Source organism: Thermococcus sp. MV11 (genome assembly GCF_012027285.1).
In the GTDB taxonomy this organism is placed as follows: domain Archaea; phylum Methanobacteriota_B; class Thermococci; order Thermococcales; family Thermococcaceae; genus Thermococcus; species Thermococcus cleftensis.
This window is the reverse complement of sequence record NZ_SNUD01000005.1, coordinates 1-21,297: the sequence shown is the minus strand read 5'-3', so window position 1 is coordinate 21,297 and position 21,297 is coordinate 1. Positions and strand designations below refer to the sequence as shown.

At 58.6% G+C, this 21,297-nt stretch carries 15 protein-coding genes, 1 tRNA gene and 2 rRNA genes; 7 read left to right on the top strand and 11 right to left on the bottom strand.

Annotated features, from left to right (window positions below; genetic code table 11):
• Window positions 1–38: 38 nt before the first annotated feature.
• Both E3E27_RS10345 and E3E27_RS10340 read left to right on the top strand, forming a co-directional pair.
• Window positions 39–923 carry a PhoI gene (locus E3E27_RS10345; protein WP_167774522.1) on the top strand — a complete coding sequence of 295 codons (885 nt, stop codon included), beginning with the start codon at window positions 39–41 and terminating at the stop codon, window positions 921–923.
• A 31-nt stretch (window positions 924–954) separates the two neighbouring features.
• Window positions 955–1,566, top strand: coding sequence for a hypothetical protein (locus E3E27_RS10340; RefSeq protein WP_167774547.1), 612 nt, complete (start codon window positions 955–957; stop codon window positions 1,564–1,566).
• Here the strand turns inward: E3E27_RS10340 and E3E27_RS10335 are convergent.
• The 7 genes from E3E27_RS10335 to E3E27_RS10305 all read right to left on the bottom strand — a co-directional run bounded on the left by E3E27_RS10335 (window position 1,560) and on the right by E3E27_RS10305 (window position 9,541).
• Window positions 1,560–2,126, bottom strand: a complete 567-nt coding sequence (locus E3E27_RS10335) for a DUF366 family protein (protein ID WP_167774521.1) — start codon at window positions 2,124–2,126, stop codon at window positions 1,560–1,562. The genes E3E27_RS10340 and E3E27_RS10335 overlap by 7 nt on opposite strands.
• A gap of 4 nt (window positions 2,127–2,130) precedes the next feature.
• Window positions 2,131–2,607 carry a magnesium-dependent phosphatase-1 gene (locus E3E27_RS10330; protein ID WP_167774520.1) on the bottom strand — a complete coding sequence of 159 codons (477 nt, stop codon included), beginning with the start codon at window positions 2,605–2,607 and terminating at the stop codon, window positions 2,131–2,133.
• A 165-nt stretch (window positions 2,608–2,772) separates the two neighbouring features.
• Window positions 2,773–5,801, bottom strand: a 23S ribosomal RNA gene (locus E3E27_RS10325).
• Between the two features lie 120 nt (window positions 5,802–5,921).
• Window positions 5,922–5,998, bottom strand: a tRNA-Ala gene (locus tag E3E27_RS10320).
• Window positions 5,999–6,050: 52 nt separating this feature from the next.
• Window positions 6,051–7,539: ribosomal RNA gene (locus E3E27_RS10315) — 16S ribosomal RNA — on the bottom strand.
• Together the 16S and 23S rRNA genes with 1 tRNA gene alongside form the textbook arrangement of a ribosomal RNA operon.
• A gap of 403 nt (window positions 7,540–7,942) precedes the next feature.
• The gene (locus E3E27_RS10310; protein ID WP_167774546.1) at window positions 7,943–8,782 is read right to left on the bottom strand and encodes a ribose-phosphate diphosphokinase; all 840 of its coding nucleotides are present in this window, start codon (window positions 8,780–8,782) and stop codon (window positions 7,943–7,945) included.
• A 54-nt stretch (window positions 8,783–8,836) separates the two neighbouring features.
• A complete protein-coding gene (locus tag E3E27_RS10305; protein ID WP_167774545.1) occupies window positions 8,837–9,541 on the bottom strand; it encodes a DUF1614 domain-containing protein in 705 nt (234 codons plus the stop codon).
• 159 nt (window positions 9,542–9,700) lie between these two features.
• On the opposite strand from E3E27_RS10305, the gene E3E27_RS10300 reads away from it, so the two are divergent.
• Together E3E27_RS10300 and radB are read left to right on the top strand one after the other, a co-directional pair.
• Window positions 9,701–10,336: an MBL fold metallo-hydrolase gene (locus E3E27_RS10300; RefSeq protein WP_167774519.1), complete on the top strand. Its 636-nt coding sequence runs from the start codon at window positions 9,701–9,703 to the stop codon at window positions 10,334–10,336.
• A gap of 11 nt (window positions 10,337–10,347) precedes the next feature.
• Window positions 10,348–11,013, top strand: coding sequence for a DNA repair and recombination protein RadB (gene radB, locus E3E27_RS10295; RefSeq protein ID WP_014789152.1), 666 nt, complete (start codon window positions 10,348–10,350; stop codon window positions 11,011–11,013).
• Window positions 11,014–11,076: 63 nt separating this feature from the next.
• Here radB and E3E27_RS10290 read toward each other — a convergent pair whose 3' ends face one another.
• Window positions 11,077–12,492, bottom strand: a complete 1,416-nt coding sequence (locus E3E27_RS10290) for a DUF402 domain-containing protein (protein ID WP_167774544.1) — start codon at window positions 12,490–12,492, stop codon at window positions 11,077–11,079.
• Window positions 12,458–13,201: a hypothetical protein gene (locus tag E3E27_RS10285; protein WP_014789150.1), complete on the bottom strand. Its 744-nt coding sequence runs from the start codon at window positions 13,199–13,201 to the stop codon at window positions 12,458–12,460. The genes E3E27_RS10290 and E3E27_RS10285 overlap by 35 nt, the downstream gene beginning before the upstream one ends.
• A 124-nt stretch (window positions 13,202–13,325) precedes the next feature.
• Here E3E27_RS10285 and moaA point away from each other — a divergent pair, with 124 nt between their 5' ends.
• From moaA to E3E27_RS10270, 3 genes are all read left to right on the top strand, one after another.
• Entirely contained in the window at window positions 13,326–14,252 is a 927-nt protein-coding gene (moaA, locus tag E3E27_RS10280) for a GTP 3',8-cyclase MoaA (protein ID WP_167774518.1), read from the top strand.
• A gap of 81 nt (window positions 14,253–14,333) precedes the next feature.
• Window positions 14,334–15,173, top strand: a complete 840-nt coding sequence (locus E3E27_RS10275; protein WP_167774517.1) for a DUF835 domain-containing protein — start codon at window positions 14,334–14,336, stop codon at window positions 15,171–15,173.
• Complete coding sequence (locus E3E27_RS10270) at window positions 15,145–16,161, top strand: class I SAM-dependent methyltransferase family protein (protein WP_167774543.1); 1,017 nt, start codon at window positions 15,145–15,147, stop codon at window positions 16,159–16,161. Before E3E27_RS10275 ends, E3E27_RS10270 begins: the two co-directional genes overlap by 29 nt.
• 12 nt (window positions 16,162–16,173) lie before the next feature.
• On the opposite strand, the gene E3E27_RS10265 is transcribed toward E3E27_RS10270, so the two are convergent.
• Together E3E27_RS10265 and E3E27_RS10260 are read right to left on the bottom strand one after the other, a co-directional pair.
• Complete coding sequence (locus E3E27_RS10265; protein ID WP_167774542.1) at window positions 16,174–17,670, bottom strand: replication factor C large subunit; 1,497 nt, start codon at window positions 17,668–17,670, stop codon at window positions 16,174–16,176.
• A gap of 5 nt (window positions 17,671–17,675) precedes the next feature.
• A partial coding sequence (locus E3E27_RS10260; RefSeq protein ID WP_240910732.1) for an LAGLIDADG family homing endonuclease occupies window positions 17,676–21,297 on the bottom strand: 3,622 nt, incomplete at its 5' end.

Sequence of the window (21,297 nt, the reverse complement as noted above, 5' to 3'; positions counted from 1 at the left end):
AGGGTAAAACTACCTGTGGGAGTAAAGGAGGGCTGTCCATGGAAGTTGAACTGAGGAGGGCACAGGTTTTCTTCCCTGCTTCTCTGGAAATCCAGGAAGAGCTCCTCAAGGCGGGCTTTAAGGTGCCCTACGACAGGGAGAGCGGGAAGAAAACACCCATCCCGGTGGTCGTCAGCTCGCGGGGGGAACGGCGGGTTCGCAGGGGGTGCCTTCTAAAGGCGAGGGACTTTGAAGGCGATGGCAAGTTTACCGTGGTTCCGGGCGAGAGGTCTTCCCTGGAGCTTGAGCTCACGGAAAGGGGTTTTCTGGTGCTCAGGCCCAGGCCCAAGGAATACCACCTGGAGGAGCTCGGCTTCGTCTCGGTTCCTCCACGTGTTTGGGGGACATGGGCGAGCTTTTCGCTGCCGTTCTCTGCATACGAACGGCTCTTGGACTTCCTCACTGAATTCCGAAACGGCGAAGGAAACGGATTTTACACTGCCTCCCGGGGCTCGGGAGGAAGGATAGAGGTCTACGCCTACAAGGGGAGGAGGGGAAAAGACCTCGGAATCCCGGTTTTCGGATACTCCCTTGGGCTTCACGGGCTGACGCTTGCGGAGGAGTACTTCAGGGAGAAGGCCAAAGAGAACGGGGTTCCCAAGGAGAGGCTCCGCTACCTGAAGCTCGGCCTGAAGAAGAGGAAAGATACAAAGGCAGGACTGAAAGTTGGCATCGTCTGGGAGAACGGAAGGCCGGTCGAGATAACGCTCAAGCTCTCGACGACGGAACCGAGGGTTAAAATCCAGGGGCTCTACGGTGAGGTGGTCGGCAAGTCGAGGGGAGAGCTGACAAGAACGGATGACTGGTACATCGTAGTCCATGCGAGTGATTTCATCACCGCACTGGAGACCGTTGGGAAGGCCTTCGGGGGCAACCCATATTAACCCCAACCCCCTCTCATTTTTGGTGGAAAGCATGCTCCCTGGCTGGGTCATCTATGCGGCCATCGCAGCGGCGTTCATACTGCTCGCGATAGGTCTTACAAAAAAGCTCGGGCCGGAATGGGCGTGGGTGAACAGGAAGATAATTCATTTCAGCATCGTCCCGGCGGTTCTGATGTTCTACTACGGCCTGATTCCAGAGGAAGTCTTCAGCGCGGCGGCGTTCATCTTCGGGGTCTTTCAGCTCTGGCCACATCTGAAGAGAAGGGAGTTCTCGTGGTACCAGATAGAGCACAACTACGGCGAGGTGTTCTTCGCGTTTTCGGCCTCGGTGATACCTCTGATCCTGCCGAGAAGCTATGCGACGGCCCTCTTGCTTGCCATGGCGATAAGCGACGGCGTCACCGGGATAATCAGGCACTTCTACTTCAAACGTCACGGCTTCAACGTGAAACTGAGGAAGCACTGGACGGGAAGTCTCGGCTATCTCGTAACGGCGGTCATTATAGCGTTCATCTTCCTCGACGCGAGTGCAATGGGGAAAGTAGGCTGGGCTGCCCTTCTGATGCTCGCGGAATACCAGCCCTGGCTCGACGACAACCTGGCGGTTCCGCTGGTCGGAAGCCTGTTGTTCCTCCTCTACTGAGCCCATCTTACCTTGAGGCTGTCCTTCTTCACCTTCTTGAACTCCTCCACGAGGGCCTTTCCGGTTTTTTCCATGAAGCCCTCCACGTCTATTATACCTAGCTCCTTCAGGCCGATGGCATCTACGCCCTTAGGAATACCCTTCGCCTCGACGTTTATCCCGATGTGGATTTTTACGCTCACGGGCGAAACGGTTGCTATGGATATGCTGAGCTTCCTTCCGTTGACGTAGATGTCATCGCCCTTTCTGGTGGTTTTCACGCCGTATTCAGCCAGAACCTCGCAGAGCCTTGCTATGAAGAGCTTCTGAAGGGTTGAGGCGAAGAGCGTGTTCACGAGGTCGAAGATCTCAATGATGTAGTGAACCATGTCGTCGCTCCTGATTTCCTTGCTCTGGCGGAGGTCCTCGATGTCAATCATCTCCTCGACCTTGACGTCGCACTTTCCACGGAAGACTATGAGGGAATTCCCCAGTATTCCGAAGTTCCTGTAGGCCCAGTGGCTTCCTATCGCAGAACCGTCATAGTCGATGCGTCTATCCTTCACGATGAGCAGCTCCATGGTATCACCCCATCCTTTCAAGGAGTTTCCTCAGCTCCTCAAAACTTTTGGCATCTTTCCACATATGGATGAACTGAATAGAAGGGACTATGGTTTTAACGTCTTCGATGTGTATATCCCTGTCATCCACGTAGATGACTCCCCCAACATCGTATCCCGAAAGCTCCAGCTCCCGGAGCGTTCTCGTTATCATATCCGCCTTGTCCGGGTGGTTCTCTATCTTTGGAAACCTAAAGTAGTCCCAAAGGCCAAAGCCTTCGAGGATTGGCCTAACCTTCTCTTCAACGTTCCAGCTCGCTATGCTCAGAACGAACCTCTCACCCGACCATTCGAGGAACTCCCTGACCCCTGGAAAGAGATGGAGTTCCTCGCCTGTAGAATCAACCAGATAATCGCCGTGGAACTCGTAGGGTGGACTGAGTCGGGAGGCGTCGGGGTGATCCCACAGGGTGCCGTCCAGATCGAGAACGAGCAGTATCATCATACCACCAAGAAAAGCTCCGCTGGAGGATTTTAACAGTTGCGGAGAAGCACCATAACTGGGGTTCAACATAGCAATGCAATCAACCAGAAGGGAAACGAGATTTAAGGGCTTGAGGACCGTGCACAGGCCGATTGACCTATCAAATGCCCAGCCCCCCTTTCAGAGGCAGAAACCTCGGGCTGTTGGGAGCGGCAGGCTGAACGGGTCGGTTTCCCTTCCCGCTTACACCCCCGCCCCATCAAACGGGTCTTCTTCCCGAGCCCTCGTCCCAGGCAAAGGACCGGTCGCCCGACCCCCTGCGCCTGGGAGTGGCCGCCTATTTTCGGGGACCGCTTCGGCCTTAGATGCTTTCAGGCCTTATCGGACGCGGCGTAGCTGCCCGGCTATGCCCTGTAGGACAACCGGTAGACCAGAGGCCGCGGCTCCCTGTTCCTCTCGTACTGGGGGAGCCTTCCCCTCAGGCGGCCAACACCTCCGGTAGATAGCATCCGACCTGTCTCACGACGGTCTAAACCCAGCTCACGTTCCCCTTTAATGGGTGAACACCCCCACCCTTGGCCCCTGCTGCAGGGCCAGGATGGGAAGAGCCGACAGCGAGGTAGCAAGCCTCGGGGTCGATATGGGCTCTCGCCCGAGACGACTCTGTTATCCCCAGGGTAGCTTTTCTGTCATCCCTGGCCCCCACCGGGGAGGCACAGGGGTTCGCTAGGCCACGCTTTCGCGGCTGGACCCGCCTCTGTTACGGGTCCAGTCAGGCCGGCTTTTGCCCTTGCACTCTACGGCGGATTCCTGACCCGCCTGAGCCGACCTTAGGGCACCCTCGATACCTTTTCGAGGGTGTGCCGCCCCAGCCAAACTGCCCACCTACCGCTGTCCCCCCATCGGGGGTTAGCCATACGGCAGAGGGTGGGCGGTGTCTCATGGACGGCTCCACCCGCCCCGGAGGACGGGCTTCGACGCCTCCCGCCTACGCTGCGCACCCCCCGCCGTATGGCAACGGCAGGCTGCAGTAAAGCTCCATGGGGTCTTCGCTTCCCACCGGAGGTCCCAGGCATATGCGCCTGGCAGTGGTTTCGCCGGGCCCCAGCCGGGGACAGTGGGGGCCTCGTTACGCCATTCATGCAGGTCGGCATTTAACCGACAAGGAATTTCGCTACCTTAAGAGGGTTATAGTTACCCCCGCCGTTTACCGGTGCTTCACCCGGTTGTACCCGGGCTTCACATACCGGCACTGGGCAGGCGTCGGCCCCAGTACAAACCCTTTCGGGCTAGCTGGGACCTGTGTTTTTACTAAACAGTCGGGCCCCCCTAGTCACTGCGACCTGCGGGTTACGCACCCGCAGGCACCCCTTCTCCCGAAGTTACGGGGCCAATTTGCCGAGTTCCCTCGGCTGGGTTTCCCCCGACACGCCTTAGGCTTCTCACCCAGGGGCACCAGTGTCGGTTCTCGGTACGGTCGCGGTGGATCGTTCCCAGAGGGCTTTTCACGGGCCCCAGGGATCGGCGGAACCCCCCTTACGGGAGGCCATTCGCGCTTTCACCCGGTTCTCGCCATTACGGCACTCCCCGGGCTTATACGCTTAGCCGGCCTTGTGGACCGGTCCGCCTACCCCGAGGCGTCACCCTCTGGGCTTGCGTTGCCGCACCTACCACCGCGGTACGGGAATATAAACCCGTTTCCCTTTCGCCAGCGCCGAGTTACGGGCTGGCTTAGGACCGACTAACCCACGGCTGACGAACATTGCCGTGGAACCCTGGCCCCTACGGCGGCCGGGATTCTCACCCGGCTATGCTGCTACTCCCGGCAGGATCCACAATACCGACGGGTCCACCGGACCTTACGGCCCGGCTTCCACCCCACCGGCACGCCCGCCTACCCGATCACGGACCAATCGGTCCGTGCGCCGGGGTCTCGGCAGCCGGCTTAAGCCCCGTCCATTTTCGGGGCCCCTGACCTCGACGGGTGAGCTGTTACGCACTCTTTAAAGGATGGCTGCTTCTAAGCCTACCTCCCCGCTGTCTAAGGCCAGGGACACCCTTTGGAGTAACACTTAGCCGGCATTTAGGGGCCTTAACCCCGGTCTGGGTTGTTCCCCTCTCGGGTGACGGCTTACACCGCCCCCCTACTCCGGCCTTCTACGGCGGCGGTGGGTTCGGAGTTTGACAGGGAGCCGGGGGATTTCTCCCCCTAAACCCCCAATCAGTGCTCTACCCCACCGCCTACCTCCAGCCGGGCTATCCTGAGGGATAATTCGGCGGGAACCAGCTATCGCCGGCCTCGATTGGCCTTTCACCCCTAGCCCGGGGTCACGGGAGCGAATTGCACGTCAGCATCCCTAGCGGGCCTCCATCCCTCTGTTGAGGGACTTCACCCTGCCCCGGGCTAGATCGACCGGCTTCGGGTCTCACCCGAGCGACTCCGGGCGCTTTCACACCCCGTCCCTCGCCCTTACGGGCTGCGGACCTGTCGGTTTCCCTTCGGCTTCGGGGTTGAACCCCTTAACCTCGCCGCTCGGGTGAACTCCCTGCCCCGTGATCCAAGACGGACGGTGCGACCCCGGTCGCCTCCCCTCGTACTCCACGGTCGCCCGTGTTTCCTTCGGGGAGGGTCAGCCCTTTCGAGCCGCACCCACCTATCGCCGCCTGGTTTCAGGCTCTTTTCACCCCCTGCCAGGGGTGCTTTTCAGCTTTCCCTCACGGTACTAGTTCGCTATCGGTCTCGGGACGTATTTAGGGTTGGGAGCCGATGCCTCCCAGCTTCCCGCCGGATATCCGACCGACGGTACTCAGGGACACCCCAAGACCCTGCGGGCTTGCGCCTACGGGGCTTTCACCCTCTACGGCGCCGCGTTCCAGCGGACTTCGGCTTCACCCGCGAGGGTCTTTCGGGGGCCCTACAACACCACATCCCCCGAACCTTTCGGCCCGGGGTTCAGTTTGCCCTGTGCCGCTTTCGGTCGCCCCTACTCACGGCATCGCTTTTGCTTTCTTTTCCTGCGGGTACTAAGATGTTTCAATTCCCCGCGTTCCCCCTCCCGACTGGGAGTGCGGCAAGAGCCGCGGGAGGTCCCATTCGGGAATCCCCGGTTCGACGGCTGCCTGCGCCTCGCCGGGGCTTATCGCAGCTTGCCACGCCCTTCGTCGGCGCCCCGAGCCGAGCCATCCACCAGGCGGCTTAGGTTTTCTGCCCCCTACTCAGGGGGCTGGGCATTTTTTGGGTCAATCGGCCTGTGCACGGTCCTCATCGTGACCCCTGTTCGGGGTCTCGGACCCTTCCACCCCGAGCCGTGCTCGGGATGTGCACCTCTTCGTGGTGGACCGGCCGGGATTCGAACCCGGGGCCTTCGGCTTGCAAAGCCGACGCTCTCCCAGGCTGAGCTACCGGCCCACGATGGCAGGCCCGGCACCTCTTAGACCCCCCGGACGGACTTTCCGGCGATAGGAGGTGATCGAGCCGTAGGTTCCCCTACGGCTACCTTGTTACGACTTCTCCCCCCTCACGGAGCCCAGGCTCGACCCGGCCTCCCCGAAGGGAGACCAGGCCTCACCCAGACCCCGCTCGGGTGGAGTGACGGGCGGTGTGTGCAAGGAGCAGGGACGTATTCGCCGCGCGATGATGACACGCGGGTACTAGGGATTCCAGCTTCACGCGGGCGAGTTGCAGCCCGCGATCCGAACTGGGGGCGGGTTTAGGGGATTCCCTTCCCCTTTCGGGGTCGGATCCCATTGTCCCGCCCATTGTAGCGCGCGTGTAGCCCGGGGGTTTCGGGGCATACTGACCTACCGTCGCCCGCTCCTTCCTCCGGCTTATCGCCGGCGGTCCCCCCAGAGTGCCTCCTCCCCAGCGGGGAGGACTGGCAACTGGGGGCGCGGGTCTCGCTCGTTACCACACTTAAGTGGACGCCTCACGGTACGAGCTGACGGCGGCCATGCACCTCCTCTCGGCGTGTCCGGCAAGACCTTCAGCCTGGCCTTCATCCTGCCGTCGCCCCCGGTGAGGTTCCCGGCGTTGAATCCAATTAAACCGCACGCTCCACCCCTTGTAGTGCTCCCCCGCCAATTCCTTTAAGTTTCAGCCTTGCGGCCGTACTCCCCAGGCGGCGGGCTTAACGGCTTCCCTTCGGCACCGGGCGAGCTCGAAGCTCGCCCGACACCTAGCCCGCATCCTTTACAGCCAGGACTACCCGGGTATCTAATCCGGTTCGCTCCCCTGGCCTTCGTCCCTCACCGTCGGACCCGTTCCAGCCGGGCGCCTTCGCCACTGGCGGTCCTCCTGGGATTATAGGATTTCACCCCTACCCCAGGAGTACCCCCGGCCTCTCCCGGTCCCAAGGCCCGCAGTATCCCCAGCAAGCCCCACGGTTGAGCCGTGGGATTTCGCCAGGGACTTACGGGCCCGGCTACGGACGCTTTAGGCCCAATAATAGCGGCCACCACTCGGGCCGCCGGTATTACCGCGGCGGCTGCCACCGGCCTTGCCCAGCCCTTATTCCCGGAGCTCTTTACACTCCGGAAAAGCCGTGGCGATGCCACGGCACTGGGGGTCCCCCCGTCGCGGTTTCCCGCATTGCGGAGGTTTCGCGCCTGCTGCGCCCCGTAGGGCCTGGACCCGTGTCTCAGTGTCCATCTCCGGGCTCCCACTCTCATGGCCCGTACCGATCTTCGGCTTGGTGGGCCGTTACCCCACCAACTACCTAATCGGCCGCCGGCCCATCCTCGGGCGGGCGAAAGCCCCTTTCGGCCTGAGGACCTTCCAGTACCTCAGGCCTATGGGGGATTAGCCCCAGTTTCCCGGGGTTATCCCCCTCCCGAGGGTAGGTTACCGACGTGTTACTGAGCCGTCCGCCGGTGCGCGCAGAGCGCGCCCCATGACTCGCATGGCTTAGTCGGACCCCCATAGCAGTGGCCTCCGGCAGGATCAACCGGAATTGAGCAAGGAGTACGGCCGGTGGGACTTCCCTCAAAGGGGAAGTACCTATGTCCGTCCGGGGTTTGGTCGAGGTGCCGGGCCTGCCTTACCCCCGAGGGGTCCGCCTTTCGGCGTTTCCTCGGGAGCGCACATTGCTGTGACCCGGGCTGGAGGGCGGGGTTCATTGTGGGTGCTTTGCACCCTGTCCCCCCGACGCCGCCGTCTTGGCGCCCGGGTTTTGTCGCGCCCTGTTCGGGCGCTCCACCCAATAGGGCGGAACCCCACCGATACAAAATTTTTGCAAAACCCTTAAGCGGCCCTATTTTTAAAAAAGAGCCAGTCAAAATTCTCCGACAAAATGCACAAATTTAGACATAAAAACGGCAAAAATTTTGTACCTCCACCGTAGAAAATGAGGGAAAATCACAGGGCCAACACATCGGGCACTATGCTTATCCTCGAAACGGGGGTTGGTATGGTGTTGGTGACAGCCAGCTCGTCCACAGCCCTGCTCACCCTCCCTATGGCCCCCTCCGCGAAGACCCCGTGGGTGGCGGCAACGAAAACCTTCTCCGCGCCCATCTCTCTGAGCAGGTTCGCCGCTTTAATCATCGTCCCACCGGTGCTTATGATGTCGTCCACTATAAGCACGTTCCTCCCTTTAACGTCCACATCAACAGGCCTCATCTGAACCTCCGTGGGCGAAATCCTCCTCTTTTCAAAGTGGCTGTACTCGAGGCCGAGCTTTTCCGCAACCGCCGCCGCTCTCTCCAGCGCGCCCCGGTCTGGGGCAAGGACTATTCCCTCACCCAACCTTTCCGCGAAGTACTCCGCTATTGCCCTCGCCGGTGAGAGGTTCACGGCTTTTCCAGGGAAGAACTTCAGCGTTTCTGGGTTGTGAAGGTCAAAGACGTAGAGCTCGTCGTAGTATAACCCGAGAGCCCTCATCACCGCCCTAACGCTTACCGGCTCGCCCTCTTTTGTAACCCTGTCCTGCCTGCTGTAGGCAAAGTATGGAACGACGGCTCTAAGCCTCTCCACCCCCCGCTCCCGGAGGGCATCGGCTATGAGAAGGAGCTCGATTATCTTCTCGTCCTGGGGCGCGAAGGTGGACTGGACGACGGTAGCCTCTTCACCGGAGCCGAGAACGCGAACGTACTTCTCGCCGTCCGGAAACTTCCTTATCTCGACCTCAATCAGCTCGCCTCCAAGGGCCCTTATCTCGTCCTCAAGATGCCTGGCACCGCTTCCAACCACTATCATGAGCACCACCTCTTTGTCATGGGAATGTCTAATCCTTGCCTTAAAAACCCACCGTCATACCAGAAGAACGGCAATTATTCCGGCGAGGAAGATTCCATCGAAGGTTCCGGCCCCTCCTATGCTGACCATCGGCGCGCCGAGCCTCTTTATTCGGTTCCAGTTCATGAGGTCGGCCCCTATGAGAACCCCGAGGGTTCCGCTTATGTAGGCTATCGCGTTCGGGTTGCTCCCTCCCAGGAGCCAGCCGAGTGCTATAGCTATGATGGGCGGAAGGAAGAGCGGCATGGCTATGCCGAGACCCCTTACCGGCCGAGCAACGGCGTGGCTGAAGAGGGCCGCTATGAGAACTGCAAGGAGGGCATTGAAAAGCAGTCCCCAGTTGCCTTGATAGATCATTCTTAGGATCTCGTACAAGGCCACGCTAACGGGAACGATGGCCCCACCGACGTTCACTGCTATGATCACCTTCCTCTCCTCCCAGTCGAAGACGGGGACCGGATAGGGTATGCCGAAGAACCTCACCTCCCTCACTTTCAGAACGGGCTCGTAGGAGGTCTCCTCGGCCACGGGTATGTTGATAAAGCTCCCAAAAAGGGCCAGCAAGAAGAGAGAGTAAGCAACCTCAGGCGGAATTCCGAGTTTCTCAAACGCCGCCATGACCGCCCCGGAGAAAAAAACGAATGCAATGATGAAGATGAGTCCCATTATTATGAGCACCGGGAGCGAAACCGGAGGAACTATCAGGCGGCGGTTGCCCATCATCACAGCCTCCCGCCCTTTGAGGGCCTGGATTTCCGCTCTTACAATTTGAAGGGGAAGGAGGATATATAAAGCCTGCGCCGGGCAAGGGCGTCCCCCGAGTTCCTCAGGAAAAACTTTAAGTCCACCTCGCCGAAACCTCCAGAGGTGGTAGAGCAGATGAAGATTATCTGGTACGGACACGCGTGCTTTTGGGTCGAGACCAACGGCGTGAGACTGCTGATCGACCCTTACCCAGAGGTTGATGACGACAGGATAGGCGAGGTGGACTACATACTGATAACCCACGAACATACCGACCACTACGGCAAAGTAGAACTCCTCTCAAGGCTCCGTGGTGCCACGGTGATAGGGCCGAAGCCGGTTTACATGATGGCCCTCAGCGATGGAGTGACCAGGGTCAGAGAGATAAGGGACGGGGAAACCATCGAGCTCGAGAACGGGGTCAGAGTTACCGCCATCTACATGGAGCACCCCTCTAGCCAGTATCCGCTGGGCTATCTGATAGAGGGCGACAAGAGGCTCTTCCACACCGGCGATACATACTCAACCCCCACCCTTCAGAGGCTCAGGGGGAAGGTCGATGTCCTCCTCGTACCCATAAGCGGCCGCTCAACCGCCAACGAGCGCGAAGCGGCCCAGATAGTGGAGGACATCAGGCCCAGGATAGTTATCCCAATGCACTACGGGGTCTATGGAACGGGAAGTCCCGACAAGCTCCGCGAGGAACTCCAGAAAAGGCGTATCTGGGCCCTCGTCAAGCCCCTGGAGCACTACGAGGAGTTCACCGTCTAGCGGTGGAACCGATGCTCTCAACCGGGGTAAAATCACTGGACGAGCTCCTGGGTGGGGGCATCGCTCCCGGGGTTCTCACCCAGATTTACGGAGACTTCGCCACGGGGAAGACGACTCTGGCCCTCCAGATAGGCCTCCTGAGCGGGGGAAAGGTCGCGTACGTGGACACGGAAGGGGGTTTCTCCCCCGAGAGGTTGAGCCAGATGGCTAAAGCTAGGGGGTTCGAGCCGGAGGAGGCCCTTCAGCGCTTCATTCTCTTCACGCCCCTCGACTTCAAGGAGCAGCGCAGGACGATAGGGAGCCTGAAGAAGGTCGTGGATAGAAACTTCTCCCTCGTGGTTGTAGACTCAATAACCGCACACTACAGAGTGGAGGAAAGCAGGAAAGGCCTGAGCTCAGAACTCGGGAAGCAACTCCAGGTTCTCCTCTGGATAGCAAGGAAGAACGACGTCCCCGTCATCGTCATCAACCAGGTCCACTTCGACAGCAGGAGAGGGCAGATGAAGCCCGTGGCCGAGCACACCCTCAACTACAGGACGAAGGATATTCTGAGGCTCGACAAACTACCAAAGCCTGGCTTAAGGCTTGCCATACTCGAAAGGCACCGTCTCCGGCCGGAAGGTGGAATGGTCTACTTCAGGATTACCGAGAAGGGAATAGAGGACGTCGGGGACTGAGGGATATTACTCAACCGGTATTACGATTTGGCAATATTTAGAGAGTTTGAAAAAAGAAACGGCTCAAATCCGCTCGTAAACCTCCTGGACTATTCTCAGCACCGCCCGGTAGAGCTTCTCGCTTATTACGCCCTCCTCGTAGTGTTCAGCTAACTTCTCCTTGTCGATTATCTCCTTCTTGCCGTCGGGCCACCTGACTATGTCCACCTCGAGGTCCACGTAACGGGCCCTGTCCGGGTATATCTCGACCGGCGTGTTGATGTTGTAGTACTCGCCCTTCAGGTTGCCGTCGCGGTCGTAGTAGCGGTGCACGAACCACCACTTTCCAGCCTCTATCTCGGTTATCACGTAGTCGCCGAACTCTATGGGCAGGTCGAGGCCGTCGTAGAACTTGCCGGGCTTGAGGTGCCTCTTTACCGTGACCTTGAGCGGCTCCATTGACACCTCTTGAACCTCGCCGGGGCCTATCTTTATCCTCTGACCGTCCGGCTTGTAATGCTCCAGGCTGAAGAGCCAGCCCCTCCTCGGTCCCTTGTTCTCAACTAGGGCCTCCCAGAGCCCCTGCTTAACCTTCTCCCTCTGTCCAGGAACCCTGGAAAGTATCCCCTCCGCTATCTCGACAGCAAAGCCGAGCTCCAAATCGTACGCCTTGAGCTGGTGATGGCCATCAACGGTCGGAACGACCCTGTTCCGTATCTCGTCGAGCTTCTTCTTCGCCCCGCCGCCGAACTCGACCTCGTAGATGTTTCTTCCCTCAATGATGAGCGCGGGGGCGTCGTGGGAGTCTGCCTTCTTGAGGCTGTCGGCCAGCTTGGAGAGCTTTATTATCTCGTCTCTGAGGAGGTTCCAGTCCTTGTAGGCGGCGGCGGTTCTCCAGAGTATCCCCCACTCACCCAGATCGACGCTCAGGCCGAGAATGCGGAGCCTCTCGCGCTCGCTCTGCTCCCTTATCTTGCGGGATATCTTGACATGTCTCTGAGCACCAACGGGCTTGGGAATCAGCACGGCGTAGTCACCGGGAATTGTGAGCGTGACGCTCAGCTGGGGGAGAACGTTGTGCTTCTTGACCTGGACGAGGAGTTCATCACCCTCCCTCGCACGGGGAATGTCCTTAACGGGAATCGTACCTATCGCGCTCCCTATGTCCACGTAAACGTACCTTTCATCTCTCTGGACGACTATGCCCTTGTATATGCCGTAGAGCTGGTAGGGGAGCTTCCTGAAGAAGACGTCTATGAACTCCTCCTCGAGAACATCCTTGACGGCATCGACCTTCGTGCCAACGAGCACGACCCCGTGGTGATCCTTCTTGTCGTAAACATCGACGTCGAACTCGTCGTAGGTCTTCTCAAGCCCAAGCCTCTCAACGATCTTGTTGCTCGGCTGGGAAATTCCGAAGCCCCTGTCGAGGAACAGCTTGGTGAGGGCAGTGCTGTATATGCCCCTAACCCGAACTGTAACTCCTGTGTCTGTAGACACCTTCACCACCCCTCATCTTCTTTTCCACCACTCCTATGAGCGCCAGACCCTCCAGTATCTCGCCGGCGTTCTCGACGCCGCTCAACTTCTCCACGTTTCTCGCCTCGACCCAGAGCAGGCCCCTGGAGTGCCAGTCCCTCAGGGCCTCCTCGACCTTGTGCACGTCCCCTGGGTGAAGGTAAAGCCTGAGGAGGAACCGCTTGAGAGTATCGAGTTCGGCCTCAAGCGTCTTGATTTTTCTAAGCTCTTCCATTATACCAGCAGGTACCTTTTTCTCCTTTTCGCCTTCCGCCAGAAGAGCCATTCCCTCGACCTCACCCATCAGCTCACCGAGGGCCTTTCTGACCGCGTAGTCGTAGACTCTATGGAACTGGACGAGACGCTCCATGGTGGTCTCAAGCTTCATGCGGGCGTCGTAGTCGTCCCTGGACAGAAGGGAGAGCAGTTCCTCAAGCCTGAACTTCATTTGGTGCTCGTTTCGGTAAAGCTCCTTGGCCTGGGCCTCAGCGTGGCTTCCAATTCCGCTCATCTCTCGGTAGAGGGAGGAGGATACCTCGAGCTTCTCCCTTGATACGGCGTGAAGGGCCTTGATGGTTTCCAGAAGGGACTCTCTGTCTTTCTCACTGTAGAGCGCCGGAAATCTGGCCTCAAAAGCGGAGTGGAGAGACTCCAGGCGGGAAAGCTGGGCCTTAATTTCCTCTATGTTCATGGAAAACCCCCTGCTCTTAACTTGCCCCTCCACGTACTTGTAGTTTTCGATTAGGACTGTTAAACGAAACCACTTACCCAAAACCTTTTTTTAAGCCCTTCAATCTAATCAGTGCGGTGGTTGAATGACCCTCTACGACCGCTTCGGCCGGCCAGTAACGAACCTGCGCATCTCCCTCACCCAGGACTGCAACTTCCGGTGCTTCTTCTGTCACCGCGAGGGGCAGCACTTCAACGCGAGACTCGAGCTGACGCCCGCTGAAATAGAGAGGCTCGTCAGGATAGCCTCCAGGCTGGGAATAAGGAAGGTAAAGCTCACGGGCGGGGAACCAACCGTTAGGAGTGACATAATCGAGATAGTGAAGAGGATAAAGCCCTATGTGAAGGATCTAAGCATGACCACCAACGGGAGTCGCTTAAAGGAGCTCGCCAAGCCACTGGCCGAGGCCGGCCTCGACAGGGTGAACGTCTCACTTCACAGTCTAAGGCCGGACGTTTACAGAAAAATCACCGGCGTCGATATGCTCGATACCGTTTTGGAGGGCATTGAAGAGGCCGTCAAGTATCTCAGCCCGGTTAAGCTCAACATGACCGTGATGAGGGGCTTAAACGACGCCGAGATATGGGAAATGATCGACTTCGCGGCAAAGACAGGGACGATTCTCCAGCTTATCGAGCTGGAAGCGCCGAGGGAGATGACCCAGACGGGCTTCTTCAGGAAGTACTTCTATCCCCTCAAGCCAGTGGAGAGAGAGCTGGAAAAGAGGGCAGTTGAGGTAAGGGAGAGGAGAATGCACAGGCGGAAGAAATACTTCGTCCCCACGGATTATGGCATTGCGGAGGTTGAGGTGGTCAGGGCGATGCACAACACCGTCTTCTGCGCCAACTGCACGCGCCTGAGGGTTACCTCGGACGGCAAGTTCAAGACCTGCCTTCTGAGGAAGAACGACCTGGTGGACTTCGCCTCGGCACTGAGAAGCGGCGCGAGCGATGCCGAGCTCGTGGGCATCTTCCGAGAGGTTGTCCAGATGAGGGAGCCGTACTGGAAATAGTTTAATACCCCTCCGATCAATGGAGAATGGTGGGGGGCCATCGATGCGGTAACTTTCGTTGAGGGACTCCTGCTGGCAGGGGTGTCAGGGTACCTGCTCGTCAGGATATGGCTTCTTCACCTCCGAGGCGAATCCCAAAAGGTAGAGTACTCTCTTGAGCTGTCGGTAGTCTTCACCCTCTTCACGCTGGCAGGCATTGCCCTGACACTCGGCGCGTTCCTTGGGAGCATCCCCCCAAGGGCCCCTGAAATCGTTGCACTGGCGGCCTTTGTTACCATATCCCTGCTCGCGATGAGGGAGCTTTTCAGGGGAACCCCCCGGATACTCCCGATGCCAGGAGTTGGGATAGGAGAGTCCAGTGTTTTCCTAGTGGAAAACGAGGACGAGGCGGAGATGGTGCTGAAAATACTCCACCTCAAGAAGGTGCCTTTGATGGTCATAAGCAGGAGACCCCGCGAGGAATGGATTTCGACCTTCGGATTCCAGCCCAACGTGTTCCTCTGGCTCAGCAACGTGCGACATCCCCTGGCGGTCAGTCCAAGCAGTCTCCACGTTCTAAGGGAAGAGGCAGTAAGGTTCATGAGGGAACACCCCGGAGGGGCGGTTTACGTCGAGGGTATCGAGTACCTTATGTTCTACTCCGACTTCAGAGCGATAGCTAAGTTCCTCTTCACCCTGCGGGACTACGCCCTTGCCGCAGGGGCATATATGATAGTTATGGCTTCACCAGAGCTCCTGGGTTCAAAGAGGTTTGCAGTGCTGGCGAGAGAATTTAAAAGGCCAGATTTCAGGGAGATCGAGGATATTCTCTCAGAGAAGGCGTTCTTCGGAACCGTACGGAGGGAGGACCTCGAGAGGCTCACAGGAAGTGAAAAATCGGGAGAAGATGATAATGCCGGCGGTAAAGGTAGCAAGGACTGAAGCAGAGTACGCGAAACGGAAGCTGAAAAAGCTGAACCTCTACGACGGGAAGAGAAGGCCAAGGAGGGAGGGTAACTTTGTCCTCCTACCGGTCATTGAGGACGAGAGGGCTCACTCGCTCGGCTACGAGGTTCTCCCGGTGGAGCTTCCCCTCAGGCCGGAGAGGCAGATTTACAGGAACCTTGAGAGCGTCTTAGCTGAAAGGCTGAGCGCGGAGGAGCTGAAACACCTCAGGAGGTACGACGTCGTCGGTGACATAGCGATAATCCAGATTCCACCGGAGCTTGAGCACCGCGTTGATGACATCGTCTGGGGGCTGAGGAAGGTCCACCCGTTCCTGAAAGTCATTGCCAAGAAGGGCTTCCACGAGGGAGCGTTTAGGATAAGGGACTACTCGATAATCTGGGGCGAGAACAGGCTCGAAACTGTCCACAGGGAGAACGGCGTCGAGATCAAAGTTGACCTCTCCAGGGTTTTCTTCAACCCGAGGATGAAGGGCGAGCGCTACCGCTTAGCCCAGCTCGTCCGCGACGGCGAGAGGATTCTGATTCCCTTTGCAGGGGTTCTGCCCTATGCGCTCGTCATAGCGCGCTATAGAAAGGCCAAGATAACGGCGGTGGAGCTGAACAGGGACGCCTACGAGCTCGGCCTTGAGAACATCGAGCGGAACAGGAAGAGGCTGAGGGGCGAGATAGAGTTCATACACGGCGATGCCTTCAAGGTTCTCCCCCAGTTACCAAATTATGACCGCGTGGTAAGCCCGACGCCGAGGGGCGTTGATGCCCTCGCCCTAACGCTGGGCAAAGCCAAGAGGTGGCTCCACTACTACGACTTCGTGCATGAGAGTGAGCTTGACGCCTTCCGAAGAAGAATCCTTGAGGAGTGCGCAAAGCTCGGAAGGGACTGCTCGGTGAGGGTGAAGAAGGTGAGCGACTTCAAGCCGCACGTCTTCAAGGTGTGCGCCGATATCGAATTAAAAGAAGGATAAAGAGCAGTTCCTTCACTTCTTCCCGAGGAAGTCAAACAGCGTCGCCTGCTTGCCCTTCTTCTTTTCGGACTTCTTCCTGCCGAGGGGCTCGATTTCTTTCTCGGCCTCTTCAAGTTCTTTCTCCGTGAGTTCCCCTTCAGCCGTCTCGGGTTTGGCAACTTCCCCGGTCTCTTGCTCCTCAGCAGTAGGAGCCTCTTTGGCTTCTTCCTTCGCCCTCGCGAGGCCCTCGCGGACGCTCTCCTCCAGCCTGCCCCGCTCCTTGAGCTTCTTCTCGATGTTCATCGCCTTGCCCCAAATCGTCCTGGCCTTCTCTGAATCCCCTGCCAGAAACTCGACCTCTTTCTCGCTCAGGTCGAGGAAGACTGTGAAGTGCGCCGCCAAATCGGGGTTGTTCTCGAAGATTACCCTGAGGTAGTGGAGCGTCTCCAGGGCTTCTGGCCTCGCCATGTGCATCTCGCTCATGACCTTCTTGACTATCGAATCCCTCAGCGAGCGCTCCGCCTTGCTCTCGGTGAGGAGCTTTATCGTCTTCGGCGGGTAAATCCTCACGAAGCCCTTCTTCTTAACCCCCGCGACGGCAACTCCAGCGGTCATCATGTCGGTGGCGTACTTCCATAGCGAGTAGTTCCCTGTCCTCTGTGCCCTGCCGAGGTATATGTCGGCCCTGCTGAGGGCCTCGTAGGCTCTTGCTATGTCCTCCGGCCTGTAGTAGACGTAGGGGACGTTCTCGTCTATCCACTGGAGGAGCTCGTGGGGAAACATGTCCACGCCGAGAGTGGCCATCTTGGCCTTCTTCGCGTTGTCCGTGGCGAATATCTGCGCCAGCGCCTGGAAGACGCTCTTCTCCACGTCGCGGTAGGCGAGAACCTGAACCGCGTCCTCAGTTCCGCCGGTAACCACCGTCTGGAGGTCGTTTATGGCCGCCCTCAAATCACCGCTGGCGCGCTTGGCTATCTCGTATAGAATTTCCTTCGGGACGGTCTTGCCCTCGCGCTTGAGAATCCGGATCAAAGCTTTGATGATGTCCCTCTGCGTTAGGCGCTTGTACTCGACTATCTGCGCCTTGTTCCTTATCTCCCTCGGCACCTCCCAGTAGTGGTTGGCGCTCATTATTATCGGGTTCCTGGCCCTGTCGATGAGCTTCGCTATCTCCCTCGCCCCGCTCGGCTCGATGTTGTCAGCTTCATCGAGGAATATCAGCTTCCTCCTCTTCCCGAGGATGTCGAGCGTGTAGGCTGCCTGGACGTAGCGCTCTATCTTCTCAAAGGTTCTCTCATCGCTCGCGTTCAGCTCGATGACCTCGAAGCCGTACTCATTTGCTAAAGCGTAAACCGTCGTCGTCTTGCCCACTCCCGGCGGACCTGCCAAGATCAGCGCCTTCTTCTTCGGCGGGTTGCCGTGGAGCCAGGCCTCCACCCAGGCCCTCACCTGCTCTATGGCCCTCTCCTGGTTCACTATCTCGCTGAGCTTCCTCGGCCGGTACTTCTCAACCCAGGGCACTTCCTGCATGGCCATCACTTGCCCATAATCGTGAACTGCGCGAGTAAAGCCTCAAGCTGTATCATCTCGTTCGCCCCTTCAACGAGGCGGAAGTTGTACTCGCCTATCTTGTCGGCCAAAGCCACCTTTCTGTCCTCCGGAATCGGCAGGTTGAACACTTCCTTGTGCATCTGAATCAGCACGTCCTCGCCGCTGAGGCCCTGTTTGAGGAGTATCTCGCGGAGCTTCTCCCTCGCCTTCAGGAAGTTGCCCTCCAGAGCGAGTTGCATCATCTCGCGGACGTCCTCTGGCCTGGCCCTGCTTGCCACAAGGAAGACGTTCTCATCGGTTATCTTCCTGTCGAGGGCCGCTGCCGCCTGCAGTACGTTTATCGCCCTCCTGAGGTCCCCCTCGGCGACGTACAGTATGGCCTGCAGGCCGTCCTCGGTAAGCTCCAGCCCCTCGTTCTCGGCTATGTACCTTATGCGCTTCGCTATGTCCTCGTCGCTCAGCGGCCTGAAGCGGAAGATGGCGCATCTCGACTGTATGGGTTCGATGATCTTTGAGGAGTAGTTGCAGTTGTGGCTGATGAGGCCGTTTGAGATGAAGCTGTGGTCCCTCGCGCAGGTGACGTCGTAGACGTCGAGGTACCCCAGGTTTTCCTTCCGGATTACCTTCTCGACCACGTAGCCGTCGAGGGTTCTCTCCCGGAGGAATTCCTCGAACGTCATGAAGTCCCTCGTCAGGCCAATCTCTTTACCCTTGAGCCTGCTGACCACGAAGTCCCTCTTGACGCCCAGAAGCCTGGCGGCGCTGGTCGGGTTGGACGACGTTGCCAGCTCAACGGCCTTCTCTGCCAGCTCCGGGAGGACGATCTCCTTGTAGGCGAGCTTGATCCTGAGGTACTCCCCAACGAGCCTCGCGTGGCTGTCCTTGGCGTAGGCGTAGCCGACCCTGCTGAGGAAGCGGAGGTAGTTGGCGTCGTTGGGAGTAACCACGAGGCGGACTATGAACCTGTCGCCCACGGGCGAGACCGTGACCCTGGACTCGACGTCGAATTCCCTCAACAGCTCGGAGAGGTCGTTGAAGAACTCCGTCGTGAGCTCAAGGCTCTCGCGGGTCGCGCGCATCTCAAGCTTTATCCCGTTGAAGTTGTAGCGCCTTCCGCCCGGCCTTGTCCCGTCGGCGCCGAAGAGGCCGCGCAGGAACTCCCTCTTGACGAAGAGGCTGCCGTTCTTTATCCACTCCGGCACGCGGTAGCCCCTGCGCGTTTTGTTGCCGGCCTCGACACCCCAGTAGCGCATGAGGGCATGGAAGGCCGAGCTGTCCACGTAAAGCATGTGGATTCTGCCCTTAACAGGCCTCCCGTTGATTTCCGAGCTGGATTCGCGCTCGATTATCTCAGAGGGTGAAAGGCCGAGCTTCCGGAGGTCTTCGGCGAGCATCTCAAGCTCTTCCCTGTCCGAGTTGAACCACACCCTTACTCCCTTGGCCAGGTGGCCGTCCCCGAGCAGGAATCCAAGAACCCTCGCGAGGATTCCGGCCCTCTCGTCGTCGTAGCGGACGAGCCACTTCTCCCTGACCTCGCGGAGTATGTCGTAGGCCATTCCGCTGACCTCGCCGGCCAGGAGCTTCCTGACGGTGGTGTAGCTTATCCTTATCCCGAACTCCTCCTCAAGGGCCCTCTTCACGTCCATCGGGTTCCTCAGGGGCCTTCCTTCACGAACCTTCCTGACGAGCTGGGCCTTCCCCGAAATCCTCCTCTCGACGTAGCCCTTCTCCTCCAGGGACTTCAGGAGCTGGTTGATCCTCACGCGGGAGAGGCCGGTCTTCAGCTGGAGCTCCTCCCTCGAAATCCACTCCCCTGGCGTTAGCTCAAGTACCTCCGCCTCCCTCGCCGTGAGGCCGTTCTCCATCTCCGCCTTGAGCTCCAGTGCCCTCGCGAGGATTTTCTCCTTCTCCCTGGTCAGTAGCTCCCGGAAGGTTCTGGCCTCGCCAAGGGGCTTGAGCCCGTGCTCCCTTTCGATCTTCTCCAGGAAGGCGTAAAAGTCCCCCAGGTCAATTATCGGCCTCGGGTCCTCCTCGTAGGGGGTTCCCTCAAGCGTTGGCCTGACGAGAACCTCCGAGCCCTCCTTGAGGTCGTACGTCTGAACCCAGCCTTCAGGGGTGAGGAACATGTGGTCGCCGGTTGCCTCTATCGTCCTTCCGCTCTCAAGGGTCAGCCCGAAGACCGGGTGGCCCACAATCCTGGAGTTGAAGGCAACGGCGGCAATAACCGTGTCCCTCCCGGCGCGGTTGCTGACCTCCCTCAGGAGCCCCCTCTCAAAGTGTCCCAGGAAGTCCCTTATCCTGACCTCCCTCTCGTCGGGGGTGTATATCCTCGTATCGCCGGTAACGCAGCTCAAGATAAAGCGGACGTTGTTGGAGAACATCTCCATCGTTCTCCTCAGGGCCTGCTGGGCATCCTGGGTCAAAGCGTCTGCCTCGTCGAGGAAGATTATCTTGAAGCTCGCCCCCGCGACCGGCTTAGTCCTTGCAAATTCTTTCACCTTCTCTCGGATAACGTTTATCCCGCGTTCATCGCTTGCGTTCAGTTCCAAAAAGTTGTGCCTCCAGTTCTCGCCGAAGAGCTCGCGAGCGAGGGCCAGAGCGGCGGTCGTGTTGTGGAGAACCGTCGGGAGGTTCCCACCGATGAAGTTGTGGTAGCCGGGAACGTGCAGGTCGTAGATCACAAAATCTCCCCTGAGCCTCTCGACCTCAACTATCTCGTCCCACACGAGCTCGTTCTGGGCGAGGAAGATCAGATAGGCCACTCCCCTCTTGAGCTTCTCATCATTCAGTATGCCCCTGAGGAGTCCCAGCTCCGCCTTCCTGATCTCCTCTAGGGCCGCTATCTTCTCCGTGTTGCCCTCAAGGATTATCCTGACGCTTGAGTTCCACGTCCCAACGAGCCTTCCAATCTCCGCATAGCTGGAGTACTTCATGGCAAAGAGGCGCATTGCCTCTACCGTCTCCTCAAGGTCAATGCCGAGTGCCTTTGCTATTCTCAGGTAGTTCCTCAGGCTCGGCTTCCTCTTGCCCCTCACGTACTCGAGGATCCTGTCGGCCCTTATCCCGGTCTTCTCCGCTATCTCCTTCCTCCTCTCCTCGACCTGGTTCCAGTCTATCAGAATGCTCCTCGACAGAGCTTTTTCCAGCTTCTCAAGCTCATCGAGGCGGTGGTAGATTTCCTTCATGAGCTCCCAGGATATTTTCCTGGCTTTCTCAGGGCTCCAGCGGGCTTTGTCATCTGGGAACCTCAGCTTGAGCCTGTCCCTGACGTAGGAAATCAGCTCCCTGTCAGCGTAGAGGGAACCGACGTTAGGGTTGGGGTTCCTTATGAGTGCCTCCGCTTTCCTTCTCTTCTCCTCAATCGAGAATCCAACCTCAGCCAGGAAGCGCGACACGTTGTTCGAGCCGGATATGACGACGTAGTAGTAGGGACGTTTCTTCACGCGCCTTTCCTTGACCTTGGCCGTGATTCCCAGCCCGGCGAGGGCGTAAGAAATCTGCTCCGCCATCTCCCTGCTGGCGGTGGAGAGGACTATACCCCCCCTCTCAACGCCGGCGTCGCAGTCGAAGTAGGCCCTCAGGAAGGAGCGTAGGCCCCTCCACCCC

What these genes read in the sequence shown, in the direction of transcription:
- moaA (WP_167774518.1), top strand. Translation starts at nt 13,326, where the DNA reads ATGACCCTCTACGACCGCTTCGGCCGGCCAGTAACGAACCTGCGCATC.
- E3E27_RS10305 (WP_167774545.1), bottom strand. Translation starts at nt 9,541, where the DNA reads ATGGGCAACCGCCGCCTGATAGTTCCTCCGGTTTCGCTCCCGGTGCTC.
- E3E27_RS10300 (WP_167774519.1), top strand. Translation starts at nt 9,701, where the DNA reads ATGAAGATTATCTGGTACGGACACGCGTGCTTTTGGGTCGAGACCAAC.
- E3E27_RS10345 (WP_167774522.1), top strand. Translation starts at nt 39, where the DNA reads ATGGAAGTTGAACTGAGGAGGGCACAGGTTTTCTTCCCTGCTTCTCTG.
- radB (WP_014789152.1), top strand. Translation starts at nt 10,348, where the DNA reads ATGCTCTCAACCGGGGTAAAATCACTGGACGAGCTCCTGGGTGGGGGC.
- E3E27_RS10285 (WP_014789150.1), bottom strand. Translation starts at nt 13,201, where the DNA reads ATGAACATAGAGGAAATTAAGGCCCAGCTTTCCCGCCTGGAGTCTCTC.
- E3E27_RS10265 (WP_167774542.1), bottom strand. Translation starts at nt 17,670, where the DNA reads ATGCAGGAAGTGCCCTGGGTTGAGAAGTACCGGCCGAGGAAGCTCAGC.
- E3E27_RS10310 (WP_167774546.1), bottom strand. Translation starts at nt 8,782, where the DNA reads ATGATAGTGGTTGGAAGCGGTGCCAGGCATCTTGAGGACGAGATAAGG.
- E3E27_RS10340 (WP_167774547.1), top strand. Translation starts at nt 955, where the DNA reads ATGCTCCCTGGCTGGGTCATCTATGCGGCCATCGCAGCGGCGTTCATA.
- E3E27_RS10330 (WP_167774520.1), bottom strand. Translation starts at nt 2,607, where the DNA reads ATGATACTGCTCGTTCTCGATCTGGACGGCACCCTGTGGGATCACCCC.
- E3E27_RS10335 (WP_167774521.1), bottom strand. Translation starts at nt 2,126, where the DNA reads ATGGAGCTGCTCATCGTGAAGGATAGACGCATCGACTATGACGGTTCT.
- E3E27_RS10270 (WP_167774543.1), top strand. Translation starts at nt 15,145, where the DNA reads ATGCCGGCGGTAAAGGTAGCAAGGACTGAAGCAGAGTACGCGAAACGG.